At 57.6% G+C, this 13708-nt stretch carries 9 protein-coding genes; 1 reads left to right on the forward strand and 8 read right to left on the reverse strand.

Annotated features, from left to right (window positions below):
- Nucleotides 1–44 precede the first annotated feature (44 nt).
- The 3 genes from NQH49_RS12150 to NQH49_RS12160 are packed head-to-tail and all read right to left on the reverse strand — an operon-like array spanning nucleotide 45 to nucleotide 4503.
- Nucleotides 45–1991 carry a hydantoinase B/oxoprolinase family protein gene (locus NQH49_RS12150; protein ID WP_256696786.1) on the reverse strand — a complete coding sequence of 649 codons (1947 nt, stop codon included), beginning with the start codon at nucleotides 1989–1991 and terminating at the stop codon, nucleotides 45–47.
- A gap of 1 nt (nucleotide 1992) precedes the next feature.
- Entirely contained in the window at nucleotides 1993–4041 is a 2049-nt protein-coding gene (locus tag NQH49_RS12155; RefSeq protein ID WP_256696787.1) for a hydantoinase/oxoprolinase family protein, read from the reverse strand.
- Nucleotides 4042–4056: 15 nt separating this feature from the next.
- Nucleotides 4057–4503 carry a GNAT family N-acetyltransferase gene (locus tag NQH49_RS12160; RefSeq protein ID WP_256696788.1) on the reverse strand — a complete coding sequence of 149 codons (447 nt, stop codon included), beginning with the start codon at nucleotides 4501–4503 and terminating at the stop codon, nucleotides 4057–4059.
- Nucleotides 4504–4791: 288 nt separating this feature from the next.
- Here NQH49_RS12160 and NQH49_RS12165 point away from each other — a divergent pair, with 288 nt between their 5' ends.
- Nucleotides 4792–8256 (forward strand): Ig-like domain-containing protein, encoded by a 3465-nt coding sequence (locus tag NQH49_RS12165; RefSeq protein WP_256696789.1) that lies wholly within the window; start codon nucleotides 4792–4794, stop codon nucleotides 8254–8256.
- Between the two features lie 287 nt (nucleotides 8257–8543).
- Here NQH49_RS12165 and NQH49_RS12170 read toward each other — a convergent pair whose 3' ends face one another.
- From NQH49_RS12170 to NQH49_RS12190, 5 genes are all read right to left on the reverse strand, one after another.
- Nucleotides 8544–9053, reverse strand: coding sequence for an Lrp/AsnC family transcriptional regulator (locus tag NQH49_RS12170; RefSeq protein WP_008109584.1), 510 nt, complete (start codon nucleotides 9051–9053; stop codon nucleotides 8544–8546).
- A gap of 140 nt (nucleotides 9054–9193) precedes the next feature.
- On the reverse strand, nucleotides 9194–10510 hold the full coding sequence (gene gabT, locus NQH49_RS12175; protein WP_256696790.1) for a 4-aminobutyrate--2-oxoglutarate transaminase: 1317 nt from the start codon (nucleotides 10508–10510) through the stop codon (nucleotides 9194–9196).
- Nucleotides 10511–10625: 115 nt separating this feature from the next.
- Nucleotides 10626–11759 (reverse strand): M20 aminoacylase family protein, encoded by a 1134-nt coding sequence (locus NQH49_RS12180; RefSeq protein ID WP_256698428.1) that lies wholly within the window; start codon nucleotides 11757–11759, stop codon nucleotides 10626–10628.
- A 7-nt stretch (nucleotides 11760–11766) separates the two neighbouring features.
- Nucleotides 11767–12693 (reverse strand): 2-hydroxyacid dehydrogenase, encoded by a 927-nt coding sequence (locus NQH49_RS12185; RefSeq protein WP_256696792.1) that lies wholly within the window; start codon nucleotides 12691–12693, stop codon nucleotides 11767–11769.
- Entirely contained in the window at nucleotides 12693–13538 is an 846-nt protein-coding gene (locus NQH49_RS12190; protein ID WP_256696793.1) for a GNAT family N-acetyltransferase, read from the reverse strand. The genes NQH49_RS12185 and NQH49_RS12190 overlap by 1 nt, the downstream gene beginning before the upstream one ends.
- Nucleotides 13539–13708 lie beyond the last annotated feature (170 nt).

The raw sequence follows: 13708 nt of genomic DNA on the forward strand, positions 1-13708 counted from the left end.
GACATCTCCGTAGGGTCGCCATTTATGGCGACCGGGTTAAACATTCACACCGAATAACGCGCTCTGAGATCCGCGAAAACGACATCCATCGGCACATCACTGTCTGCGGCTACCGCCGTAAACACCTGCTGCTTAAGGAAGTGACGCCAGCTCACCGGCGCGGCGGCCAAAAATGCCGTCAGCACGCGATAGCGCTCCGGCGTCCAAACCGCTTCAAACGCAGTACGCGCCGCTCCATGATCGAAATGCTGCGCCGCCGAAGATAGCATCTCAGCCCGCAGCCGCGCGGTCGCAGCTTCATCAATCTCACCATCGCACAGCGCCACGCCGTAGCTGTCGCGCGCCACCTGCTCAGAGACAAACCCGCAGCGCACATCCTGTAAAACCTGCTGCACATCGCGCTCCACCGGCAAACCGTAACCACCCGCGCCAGGTCCGCGCACTTCGACGATATCGCCCGGCTGGCAGTGAATGACATCGGTGTTGCCGTGCTCTATTGTGGTGCCGTTACGCAGCGTGCGGAAGTGCGAAAGGCCGCCACATTCGCCGCCCAGCACGCCCGCCGAGGCGAACACCGAACGGTTGCGGTTGCGCGCCGTCACTGTGGTATTTGGTGCAAAAACTTCAAACGCCATCTCGGTGGCTAAACCACCGCGAAAACGCCCGGCTCCGGCGCTGTCGGCGGCTAAGCCGTAGCGATGAAAATGGATTGGCACTTCCGCTTCATTAATCTCAATCGGCGTGTTTTTCAGGAACGCCGATAACCCGCCCGATCCGTCCGGGCCATCGTGGCGGGGCGTGCCACCTGCCCCGCCGCCGACTGGGCCGAGCGAGGCCACCACGCTGCGGTTGGCGCTGTCGGTGGTGCGGATGTTCATGATCGAGTTGCCGCCCGGCGAATTGGCCGGTAAGCGATCGGGGATCGCCTGCGAAAATACGCCGAGCGTGGCGATTTGCGACAGCGCGCAAGTCAGCGAGCGCATGCCGACCGCCGCCGGGGCTTCGCAGTTCATCACCGTGCCCGGCGGCAGAATGGCGCGCGTTGGCCGCAAAGTGCCGGCGTTGAGCAGCAGGTTACGATCCAGCGTCGACAGCACATACGTCACGCCAACCAGCGCCAGCGGATGACGCTCGCGTCCGCCGGTTGGCATGTTCAGCGACGAAGCCAGCTGCGGATCGCTGCCGGTGTAATCCAGCTCCAGCGTGTCGCCGCTGACGCGCAAGGTGATCGCCACGCGGCACGGGAAGCCGCCTTCACCATCTTCGTCGGCAAAATCGGCGTAGAAGTATTCACCATCCGGAATGGTGTTGATGATGCTACGCGCCTGCGCCTCGGCGTAATCGAGAATGCCTTCAATGCCTTGCAGAAAATCGGTGACGCCAAAGCGCGCAATGATGTCGTGGATCTTACGTTCACCGACGTTAACCGAGGCGATCTGAGCTTTGAAGTCGCCCCAGTTCTGCTCCGGCGCGCGCACGTTGAGGCGCATGATGCGCGCCACTTCCTCATTCAGCTCGCCATTGCGCACGATTTTCAGCGGCGGAATGCGAATCCCTTCCTGCACGATATCGGTGAGCGAGCGCGATAACGATGCAGGTACCGCGCCGCCGACGTCAGTGTTGTGGATGTGTCCCACCACAAAGCAGACAATCTCGCCGCCATGAAACACCGGCTTCCAGATATGGATATCCGGCGAGTGCGTGGCGACGTTACCGGCGTAGGAATCATTGGTGATGCAGATATCACCTTCCTCGTAGCTATCGATCAGTGCCAGCACCGGGCCGTAATCGATGCCGCTGTACCAGGGCGCGCCGAAGCTGCGCGGTGAAGCAAACGCCAGGCCGTCGCGGCTGACAATCTGGCAGGAAAAATCTTCCGTCTCTTTGACGAAAGTGGAGTGCGCGGTGCGCATCAAGGTGAAGGCCATCGCATCGGCGGCGGCCGCGCAGTAGTTGGCCAGAATTTGCAGGTTACGTCCGTCAATCGCCATGTTAGTTCGCCTCCACTGGCGTGATCAGCAGGTTGCCAAAGTTATCCACATCCACTTTCATGTTGGGCGGCACGCAGGTGGTGCAGTCGTCCTGCGCCACAATCACCGGGCCGATCAGCTGATGTCCGGCGCGCAACGTGGCGCGCAACACCACATCCACCTGATGCGCCGCGCCATCGATCCACGCGCTAACCTGCTGCGCCACCTCAACCGGTGCGTCGGCGGCGGCCAGCTGATTGAGCGTCGGTTTCGGCGTGGGCGAGGCGATCACTAAGCGCAGGTTGATGATTTGCACCGGCGCATCGGCATCAAAGTGACCAAACAGCTGCTGATGCTGGCGATCAAACGCGTCATGCAACGCCGCGACATCGGCCTGCGCCAGCCAGTGCGGCTCCAGCGCCACTTCAATTTCAAATGACTGGCCGCGATAGCGCATGTCAGCGCTGTAGTGCAGCGTGAACGGCATATTTGCGCCATGCTGGCTGCTGAGCCAGTCACGCGCGCGCAGGCTCAGCGCCTCGGCTTCGGTCGCCAGACGATCCGCCAATGAAGCATCGAGATCGCTATACAGCGTGCGGATAAAGTCGTTACGGATATCTGCCACCAAACCGCCGAGCGCCGACAACACGCCTGGCGTCGGCGGCACAATTACCCCTTTCATGTTCAGCTCGCGCGCGAGGAAGCATCCCATCATCGGACCTGCGCCGCCAAAGGCGAGGAACCAGAATTCACGCGGATCGAGGCCGAAGCGCGATAGCAAGCCGCTGGTGTCACCATACATGCTGGAGATCGCCAGCTCGATGGCGGTTTCGGCGGTCTCTTCAATGCTGATGCCAAGCTTATCCGCCAGCGGCTGCCACGCAGCGCGCGCGGCGGCGACATCCACTTGCACCGCGTTGTAGCCGAGATCGCCGTGACCAATCATGCCGCAGGCGGCAAAGGCATCGGTGGCGGTCGGCTGCGTGCCGCCGCGCTGGAAGCACACCGGACCTGGCAGCGATCCGGCGCTGTCCGGCCCCATTTGCAGCACGCCTTGATTATCGATCCACGCCAGCGAACCGCCGCCCTGCCCAACGGACGTCACCGCCACCGACGGAATGTAGATCGGGAAATCACCGATGATTTCGCCGTTACCCTGCGCGACCTGGCCTTCAACGATCACCGCCACGTCGGCGCTGGTGCCGCCAATATCAAGGCTAAGGATTTTGTCGAAGCCGCAGGCGCTGGCGAGGAAGCTGGCACCGATCACGCCCGATGCGGTGCCGGACAGCACCATCTGCACGCATTCACTTTTCGCCTGCTCGACGCCCATCACGCCGCCGTTGGATTTGGTGATGCGTGGTGGCGGTTTAACGCCCATGGTTTTTAGCGCGCGCTCAAACGATTCGAGGTAGTTGATCACCATCGGCTGCACGTAGGCGTTGATGGTGGCAGTAATGGTGCGTTCGTATTCACGAATGATCGGCCAGATATCGGCGGAACAGGAAGTGAGCAAGTCGGGCGCGTGTTGATTAATGATGGCTTTCACCGCCGCTTCGTTGTGGCGGTTGCGATAGCTGTGCAGCAGCGATACCACAATCCCCTGACAACCGGCGGCGCGCGCGGCGTTGATCGCCTCCAGCACGCTTTGCCGATCGACCTCGGTCAATACGTTGCCGTGGCGATCGGTGCGCTCTTTAATGGCAAACACCCGATCGCGCGAAATCAGCGGTGCCGGGCGGCGCGAAAACAAGTCATGAATGTGCGGGATCTTCAGGCGCGCCAGCTCCAGCACATCGCAAAAACCGTCGGTGGCAAACAACGCCAGCTTTACGCCGCGCCGCTGGATCACCGCATTAATGCCAACGGTGGTGCCGTGCGTGAAGTACTCAATCTGTTTTGGATCAAGGCCATCGCGCTGCTGCAGCTGGGTTAACCCGGTGAGAATTTCGCTGCCGGGCTGATCCGGTCGCGACAGCACTTTTAGCGTGTGAATTTGATTGGTGTGTTCATCCAGCACGGCGAAATCGGTAAACGACCCGCCAATATCGACGCCAACGCGGTAACCCATGTGAAAACTCCAGTGTCAGGAGGGAGGAAATTCCATCAGTTTTTGCGGATCCTGCACCACGCGCCAGCCAAGGCGCTGATACAACGGATGCGCATCATTGGTCGAGAGCATCCAGCGGTGCACTGTGGCCAGCTCCGGATGCGCCCGCACGCACGTTGCCAGCCAGCTGCCTAATCCGTGACCGCGCCAGTTTTCATCAATCATCACGTCACACAGCCAGCCGAAACGGGTGTAATCGGTTACCAATCTTGCAAAGCCAATCTGCTGATCCTGGTGATACAGCCCGAACGGCAATGAACCAGCAAAGGCGCGCTCGGTTTTGGCACGCGGCTGGTCTTTCGCCCAGTACGATTTTTCCGTCAGCTGTTGGTGGATGTAATCAAAATCCAGCCGTGCGCGCTCGGTGGAGAGCGTGAAGGCATCGCGCTGCCAGATGTGATCGGGAATGTTGAGTGTGCTCATAACAACTCCTTGTAACGGTTGGAATCAGTGTAAAAGCGACGCGCTGAGTTTACCGGCTGAAGCGCGGGTGTTTATCCGCAAGATACGGTGAATTTGGCGATGAGAAGAAATTTTATGCTGTGGCGGTCGGTCGCCGAGTAAACGTGGCTGATACACACGAGAGGGTTCCGACTTTGCAGACGTGTCTTGATTCGGGCCTGTTATACGCTGCACTAACATGCTCGCCGCCACGCGATCGCATAAGTCCGTCGGCTTACAACACTTTTAAAAACTTGATGGAAAATTCTTATGATCGATTTATTCAAACATGATGAAACTCATTATTACCAACGAGCCAGCGGCGACCTGGTCATGGGCAACACTAAACCTCTACAAGAATTCGGTACAATCGAACTGGTTATTGGTGAAGAACGCTTTTTCATCCCGGTTGATGAGAATGGCTTCTGGCGCTGGAAAAGTGACACACCGTATGAAGACGGCAATTACAGCTTTTCCATACGCCAGTTTGATGAGGCTGGCAACCTCTCGCACCCGACGCAGGGCGTGATCATTGTCGATACCCTTCCGCCGGAAGCCCCACTGTTAATCAAACTGTACGATGACTTCGGTGCAGACAAGCGCGGCTTTGAGCCCGGCGAAACCACCGACGACAAGCGCCCGGAGCTGACCGGCGTAGCGCAGAAAGGCACCACGGTTTTCCTGATCAATGACCAGGGTAAAAAAATCGGCAGCGCAATCGCGGATAAAACCACCGGCGTATGGAAGATGGAACCCTCTCAGGATCTTGACGAAGGCAGCAATGAGCTGCGCCTTGTCGCCCAGGAAGTCTTTGGCGGCGTGACCCGCGAAGGTTCCCCTTCTGCGCCTTTCAGCATTATTGTGCACAATGACAGCCCCCTGCCGCCGGATACCATCACCATTACCCATGCTATCGATGACGTCGGTAGCGCCACCGGCCCCCTGAATAACGGCGCGCTAACCGATGACACCGTTCCGGAACTGCGTGGTACCGCATCGGCGGGTAGCAGCGTTATCGTCTACTATCGCCTTGTTGGCAGCAACACCTGGCTGGGCAGCGCCACCGCCAGTCTGAACGGCGAAAGCTGGAGCTGGACGCCAGACAGCGCACTGACCACTGGTCAGTACGAGTTCCAGGCCAGCATCGGCAACACCGCCAGCGCGCTGTTCACCCTCGACATCGCCAATGCCACTGACATCCAGAGGAAAACCCGCATTGAATCGGTAGAGGATAATGTGGGTAGCTGGCAGGGTCCGCTCAGTCACCGCGCCATCACCGATGACGCCACGCCGACCTTCAGCGGTCGCGGCGAAGCCAACGGCAAAGTGGTGATTCGATACGGCCAGCCGGGCCAGTCAAGCAGCTCCGTGGTTGTCGATGTCGACAGCAGCGGCCACTGGACGTGGACGCCGGCTTCCGGTTTGCCGACCGGCAGCTGGAACTTTGAGGTGCAGCCGCAGGGCAGCGCGAACTGGTCAGACACCTTCTCGCTGAACATTACCGGTAGCGGCGGCTTTGACCCGATTATCACCCACGCTTACGATAACGTCGGCACGCCGGTTAACCTGGCTAACGGCGACACCACCGATGACACCACGCCAACCCTGCATGGCCGCGCGGAAGCCAACAGCACCTTAACCCTGCGCTACCGCAGCGGAACCGGCAGTTACGCTTCTGTCCAGGTTGATGCCGACAGCGCAGGCAACTGGAGCTGGACACCACCCGCGCTGGCCAACGGCAGCTGGAACTTTGAAGTGCAGAAAGCCGGTCAGAGCGGCTGGAATGCGTTATCACTCATCATCGATACCACTTCTGACCGCACTCCGCTTATAGAATATGCCAGCGATAACGTCGGCAGCCTGCGCGACGATCTCTTCAGTGGCGACACCACCGACGACACCACGCCAACCCTGCACGGCACCGCTGCGGCCAACAGTGAGTTCAGCCTGCGCTATCGTCTGGGCAAAGGAAGCTGGACCACCATTAAGCTGACCGCCGACAACAAGGGGAACTGGAGCTGGACGCCATCGGCGCTGGAGAACGGCCAGTGGACCTTCGGGGTTCAGAAAGCCGGTCAGAGCGGCTGGAACAACATGGTTTTGCACATCGATACCACCTCCGACCGCAGCCCGCAAATTGCCTACGCTGAGGATAACGTTGGCAGCCAGCAATTTGATCTGCACAGCGGCGACACCACCGATGACGCCACCCCGACCCTGCACGGTACTGCCGCCGCCAACAGTGAGTTCAGCCTGCGCTATCGTCTGGGCAATCAAAGCTGGACCACCATCAAGCTGACCGCCGACAGCAAGGGGGACTGGAGCTGGACGCCATCGGCGCTGGCGAATGGCCAGTGGACTTTTGAGGTTCAGAAAGCCGGCCAGAGCGGCTGGAACAACATGGTTTTAAACATCGATACCACCTCCGACCGCAGCCCGGAAATTGCCTATGCCGGAGATAATGTGGGTAGCAAGCAGGATGATCTGCACAGTGGTGATACCACCGATGACACCACCCCGACCCTGCACGGTACCGCCGCCGCCAACAGCCTGGTTTATCTGCAGGCGAAAAAGGGGACGGATACACAGATTTTCAGCCTGAAAGCGGATTCGAGCGGCAACTGGGAGTGGACGCCCTCCACTGAGCTTGCATTGGGCGATTGGTCGTTCAAGGTCAGTAAATCGAAGGATTCCGGGTTCGGTGATGCCTTTGATTTGAATATTAAGAACTCGGGCGCGTTTTCTTATATTATTGATTTTGATAATCCACCAGCCGGTGTCCCAACAACTTTTGAGGATGGAAAGTTTTATGACTTTGGAAATGGTGTTTCCTTGGTTTCGAATAAAGGTGCAGCAAGTGGTTATGGTAATCCCAAGTTTGTTTCTACAAAACTAATTGGAGAACCTTCATTTGGTTCGCAATCAGTTGAAATTTCTCAAAAACAACAGATTTATGTTTATTTTAGCAAGCAAGATGCTTATGCGCATCTCGCGACGAACTTTAGCCTTGATATTTATAACACCGACATAAAAAATTTCAAGATAATTATAGCCCTATCATCCCCTAATTACCAGGACCCTCAAGTGACATATGAATATGAGTTGAAACCAGGAGTTAATAATATTAGCCTCGGAGATCTTGTTAATTCATCAAATGTTGCCCCTTCAATGATTTACAATATAGGCATAGCTAACACGGACTTAAACAATTCTTATAACTCTCCCATCATAATCGATAACTTTAGCTGGGAATCAAGAGCCAGCAGCATCGGTAATTTTACATTAGCTGCTGAAGAGAACGACCTGCATTCTTTCTCTGGCATTGAGGAATTTGCGCAATCTGAAGCATTTGGAAGCGAAGCCAGAATCGACACATTAGAAATTACCGGTAAAGATCAGCTGTTGGATCTCAACGCATTGCGCAGCAAAATCGACTCCATTGAGATCTTCGATATCACCGGAGCCGGCAACAACATCCTGAAGCTGGATCTCAACGCCCTGCTCCAGCACGGCGAAAAAGAGCTGTTTATTGAAGACGGTAAAACGCAGCTGATGGTGAAAGGTAACGAAGGTGACGTGGTGCAGCTGAAAGATATTCTGCCTGCAGGCAGCGATTTAAGCGAATGGCAGCATCAGGAAGGCACGGTGACCGTGGCGGGCGTGGAATATCAGGTTTATCGTCACGACGATGCGGAACTGCTGGTGCAGCAAGGGGTGAAAACAGAGCTGGTTTAACGGGCATGAGTTAATCGATAAAGACGATTAAATAAAAGCCATCGCTGATAGCGCGATGGCTTTTTTATTGCAAAAAAGAGTTTTGTCACGGCACGATTATTCGCGTGGAATGAATGGTGACTTATTTATAACGTGGCATCGCACAATTATTGTGCTGCTACGGAAGGTGCGGTTCGTTACGCTAATGTGCTGCTTTAGTCCAGGTCGCCATAAATGGCGACCCTACAAAACCTCGCATTCGTAGGGTCGCCATTTATAGCGACCTTCATTACAGACACATAATTAACTCAACCAAACTCCACCGAATTCTGTTTTGAAATTAACGATCGCAACGGCACGCTGCTTTTCATAATCGGTGATTTAATCACGATATAGCTGAAATATTTATCGATGCCAATCTGCGCATCCAGCATCTTTTCAATCACTTCCTGGTAATGTTCAATGCTGCGGGTAATAAAGCGCAGCAAATAGTCGTAGCCGCCGGTGATTAAATGGCATTCCATTAATTCATCCACCTCACGCACCGCGTTTTCAAATTTCATAAAATCTTCACGGCGATGGCCAGAGAGCGTGACTTCGGTAAATACCGTCACGGAATCGGTGATTTTGGTCAGATTGATGTGGGCTTCATAACCGTTGATAAATCCGGCTTGCTCCAGACGCTTGACGCGTTGCAGGCACGGACTGGGCGAAAGTCCAACGGCATCGGCGAGATTGACGTTGCTGATACGGCCATCTTTCTGGAGTTGCACCAGAATATTGATGTCGATGCGGTCGAGTTTCATTAAGCCGTTCATAGCACCCCTCATTGCCAACCGATTAGGTTTAACCTCCCGAAGATATAACACGCTTTAAGGTAAATGTGCTATCTCGTTAACTGGTTATACCAGCGGGAGGTTTTCAAATTACTGCAATAATTTCAATGAGGAAGCGCTTTTTAACCCAGTCGACCGCTGGCGCGCGCCAGCGCGATATCAAAGATATGCAGCGCTTCTTCCAGTTGCGAATCGGTGGTGACCAGCGGCGCGAGGAAGCGCACGGTGTTGCGATGAATACCGCACTTAATCAGCAGCAAACCTTCCTGACAGGCGCAGTCGAGAATTTTCTGCGTCATCGCCGCATCCGGCTTTTTGGTCTCGAAATCTACGATCTCAACCGCCTGCATAAAGCCAATGCCGCGCACATCACCGATGCAAGCGTACTTCTCCGCCAGCTGTTGCAGGCGCGCGTTAAGCTGCTCGCCCAGTTGATTGGATCGCGCCAGCAGGTTGTCATTTTCCAGCAAATCCAGCACCGCCAGCGCCGCCGCACAGGCCAGCGCGTTGCCGCCGTAAGTGCCGCCTAAACCACCCGGCTGTGGCGCATCCATCATCGCCGCTTTACCCACCACGCCTGAGATCGGCAAACCGCCGCCGATACTTTTCGCCACCGTCACCAAGTCCGGCGTGATGCCGAGATGCTGGAAAGCGAACATCTTGCCGGTGCGACCAAAGCCGGTTTGCACTTCATCAAGGATCAGCACAATGCCGTGCTTCTCGGTGATGCGGCGCAGCGCCTGCATAAAGTTAGCGCCAGCCTGCAGGAAGCCGCCATCGCCCTGCACCGGTTCGATGATAATCGCCGCCACGCGTTCTGGCGCGATTTGCACAGCGAACAGCTGATCCAGCGCTTTCAGGCAGTCATCATCGCTCACGCCGTGAAATGCATTCGGGAACGGCAGACGATAGATATCGGATGGGAACGGGCCGAAATTCTGTTTGTAAGGCGCGGACATGCCGGTCAGCGTGGTGCCGAGCAATGTGCGGCCATGAAACGCGCCGTCGAAGGCGATGATGCCGCTGCGTTTGGTGTGGGCACGCGCAATCTTCACGGCATTTTCTACCGCTTCCGCGCCGCTGGTGAAGAACACGCTTTTGAAATCTTCACCGCCGCCGACCAGCGCATTGAGGCGCTTCGCCAGCTCGATGTAGCCCGGATACGCCACCACCTGGAAACAGGCGTGCGACACCAAACCGAGTTGCTTGGTGACCGCGTTGACTACCGCCGGATGATTATGACCGACGTTGAGCACGCCAATGCCGCCAACGAAATCGAGATAGCGATTGCCCTCAACGTCCCACACTTCGCTGCCTTTCGCCCGCTCGATCACCAACTGATGCGCCGTGATGACGCCACGTGGCACATGCTGCTCACGCGCGTCCAGTAACAGGCTGTTATCGGAATATGTTTGCTGCTCCGCCATGACATTCTGCATTTTTAAAACCTCTTTCCACGTAACGTTCGGATGGCTCAAGTATCGCAACCTGTTGGTTTCTCACGCTGCCGTAATCCAGCGGGCAGCGGCATTTCCTGTCAAAATCCACCGCCAATCAGCAGGGAAATTCTGCACCCAGCGCATGCCGTGCCAGTGCCGTCAGCGTCTGGATGCCGTGCGGAATCAGCTGATCGTTAAAGTCGTAGGCCGAGTGATGTAGCGGCTGGCTCGGCGCAGAGCCAATCCACAGATACGCGCCGGGTCGCGCCTGCAACATAAAGGCGAAATCTTCGGAGGTGAGCGCTGGCTGTTTGGCCTGCTGTACGTGAATTCCGGCCTGATCCAGCGCGTCTATCGCCAGCTGCGCCATTGCCGCGTTATTCACCGTGGCCGGGTAATAACGCAGATAGTTCACCTCCGCCTGCAAGCCGTGTGCGGCGGTGACGTGCAGCGCCATTTCCCGCAGGCGATTTTCGATGATGTCCTGCGCCGCAGGGCTGAAGGTGCGCACCGTGCCGGTGATGCTGGCTTCTGCCGGGATCATGTTGTGCGAGAAGCCGCCCTGCATGCGCGTCACGCTGAGCAAACCTGGCTCGCAGGGATCGAGCGCGCGCGCCACCAGCGTGTTGAGCTGCACCACCAGTTCGCTGGTCGCCAGCAACGTGTCGCGCGTTAAATGCGGCTGCGCGGCATGTCCGCCACCGCCTTTGACGGTGATGTCGAAGCGATCCGCTGCCGCCATGATTGCGCCGGCCCGCGTCTGCACGTCGCCGAGCGGCAGCTCCGGCCAGTTGTGCAGCGCAAACACCGCATCGCAGGGAAACTGCTGAAACAGGCCGCTATCGATCATCGCTTTCGCGCCCGCCAATCCCTCTTCGGCAGGCTGGAAGATAAACACCAGCGTGCCGTCAAAATCGCCCTGCTCGGCCAGTTCAATCGCCGCGCCCAGCAGCATCACGGTGTGACCATCATGGCCGCAGGCGTGGCACACATTGTCGTGCACGCTTTTCCACGGCTGGCTGCCGTTATCCTGCATCGGCAGCGCATCCATATCGGCGCGCAGGCCAATCATGCGCGTGCCGTTGCCGCGTTTCAGCACGCCGACCACACCGGTTTTACCGAGGCCGCGATGCACCTCAATACCGTGTTCCTGCAGCAGCTGCGCCACGATGTCGCTGGTGCGCTGCTCCTGATAACCCAGCTCGGGATGGGCGTGCAGATCCCGTCGCAGCGCGACTAATTGTTCCAGTTGCATCTCAATATCCCCGGTTGCGATCGATCAGGCCGACCATCGGTTCACCGCGCTGATAGCGGCGCAAATTGTCGAGCAGCGCGGCGACGGCGCTGTCGGTTTGTGTTGCGCTGGCGATGTGCGGCGTCAGCCAAATGGCCGGATGCTGCCAGAACGGATGTCCGGCGGGCAGCGGCTCGGGATCGGTGACATCAATCACCGCCGCGCTGAGTTTGCCGCTTGCCAGCGCAGCCAGTAAATCCGCTTCGTGAAGCTGCGGACCGCGTCCCACCTGCACCAGCGCTGCGCCGTCAGGTAGCTGCGCGAACAGTTGCTTATTGAGCAAGCCGCGCGTGCTGTCGGTGAGCGGCAGCAGGCACACCAGAATGTCGCTGTGGGCGAGGAAATCACCCAGCTGATCGCTGCCGTGCCAACAACGCACACCGCTGATTCCACGCGGGGTGCGGCTCCAGCCAGCGCAATCAAAACCCAGCGACACCAGTTGTTTTAAGCAAGCCTGGCCGAGTTCGCCGAGGCCCATCACGCCCACACGGCGCTGGCTGGCGGTGCGAATTGGGTGAGTTTGCCACTGCTCGGCGCGCTGCTGCTGAAAGTAGCGCGGCATATCGCGATGTAAGCCCAGTACTGCGAAAGTAACGTATTCAACCATACCTTGCGTCAGGCCCGGTTCGATCATGCGCACCACCGGCAAATCCGGCGGTAGCTGCGTGAGATCGAACTGATCCGCGCCCGCGCCGACCGATAACAGCGCTTTGAGATTGGGAAAGGTACGCATCAGGTTTTCCGGCGGCTGCCACGCCACCAGCAGTTCAACCTGCTCGGGATCGCCGATATCCGGCCAGATGTGCAGCTGAATATCCGGCGCATGTTGCGCCAGCCAGCGCTGCCAGTGCGCGCCACGCGTGGCTTCTGATTTGTAGACGATATGCATCAGGCCATCGCCTGGGTCATCAACCCGAACGCCTGCATCTCACCTTGTTGCGGTGACCACGGCGTTCCCCGAATCATGGTGGTCGGCGCATCAACCTGCGCCAGGCCCAGGGTTTCCAGCCAGCTCGCCAGCGGCAGCGCGCCATCGGTATCAATACGCACGAACTCGCCGCGCAGGCCTTGCATCAAGGCGGAAATCAGCGTTTGCGCGATATCGACATTCAGCGCGATCACCGGACCAATCGCCCAGCCGTGACCGAAGCGGCGCAGGCTGGCAAAACCGTGCACGCGCTGTTTGGCATCCTGCAGCAGCACGGTTTGGAAATCAGTAATCAGGCTGTGAATTAGTGCCGGACGCCACATGCCGTGCGCCTGATGATCGCGTTCGATCAGCAGATCGGCGTCTGCGGCTTGTGCGTTATGCAGCGTTAAACCGGCTGGAATAGTGACGGTTGGCACCGCCGCCAGTTCGCGCGTTTGATGCTGCTGAATGTGGCCGGTGACCTCAAAGCCGAGCTTCTGATACAGCCCTTTGCCCATTTCAGTGGCGTGCAGGCGGATGTTGTAGTCGGGGAATTTTTCCAGCAGCGCCAGCATTAATTGCTTGCCGGTGCCGCGGCCTTGAAACTGTGGATTGACCACCACCAAACCGATGGTTGCTGCCTGCTCGCCCCAGCGCCAGCCAAAGGCACTGCCGACGAATTCGCCGTTTTCTTCAGCGACCACGCCTTCACCCAGCGCCAGCGCCTGCTGCCAGTCTTCCCGGCGGTGCGGCCATTTGAGCTGTTGGGTGATGGCGTAGCCGTGTTCGATGTCGTTTTGCGTCATTGCGCGTAGTGTGATCATGGTTGTTCCTTTTTGTGTTTCTTTATCGCTGGCTTGAAATCGTGCTCGCTGTCCCCCTCCTCGGTCCTCCCCCATAAATGGGGGAGGAAGATGCTGCCACATGTGAGTGTTGAAGCTGCATGTGGCAGCATCTCCTTCCCCCATTTATGGGGGAAGGCCGGGATGGGGGA

It is taken from the genome of Pantoea trifolii (assembly GCF_024506435.1).
GTDB classification, from domain to species: Bacteria; Pseudomonadota; Gammaproteobacteria; order Enterobacterales; family Enterobacteriaceae; genus Pantoea; species Pantoea trifolii.

Bases quoted from the DNA above. Each gene is read 5' to 3' on its own strand.
- NQH49_RS12150 (WP_256696786.1), bottom strand. From the start codon at position 1,991: ATGGCGATTGACGGACGTAACCTGCAAATTCTGGCCAACTACTGCGCG.
- NQH49_RS12155 (WP_256696787.1), bottom strand. From the start codon at position 4,041: ATGGGTTACCGCGTTGGCGTCGATATTGGCGGGTCGTTTACCGATTTC.
- NQH49_RS12160 (WP_256696788.1), bottom strand. From the start codon at position 4,503: ATGAGCACACTCAACATTCCCGATCACATCTGGCAGCGCGATGCCTTC.
- NQH49_RS12165 (WP_256696789.1), top strand. From the start codon at position 4,792: ATGATCGATTTATTCAAACATGATGAAACTCATTATTACCAACGAGCC.
- NQH49_RS12170 (WP_008109584.1), bottom strand. From the start codon at position 9,053: ATGAACGGCTTAATGAAACTCGACCGCATCGACATCAATATTCTGGTG.
- gabT (WP_256696790.1), bottom strand. From the start codon at position 10,510: ATGCAGAATGTCATGGCGGAGCAGCAAACATATTCCGATAACAGCCTG.
- NQH49_RS12185 (WP_256696792.1), bottom strand. From the start codon at position 12,693: ATGCATATCGTCTACAAATCAGAAGCCACGCGTGGCGCGCACTGGCAG.
- NQH49_RS12190 (WP_256696793.1), bottom strand. From the start codon at position 13,538: ATGATCACACTACGCGCAATGACGCAAAACGACATCGAACACGGCTAC.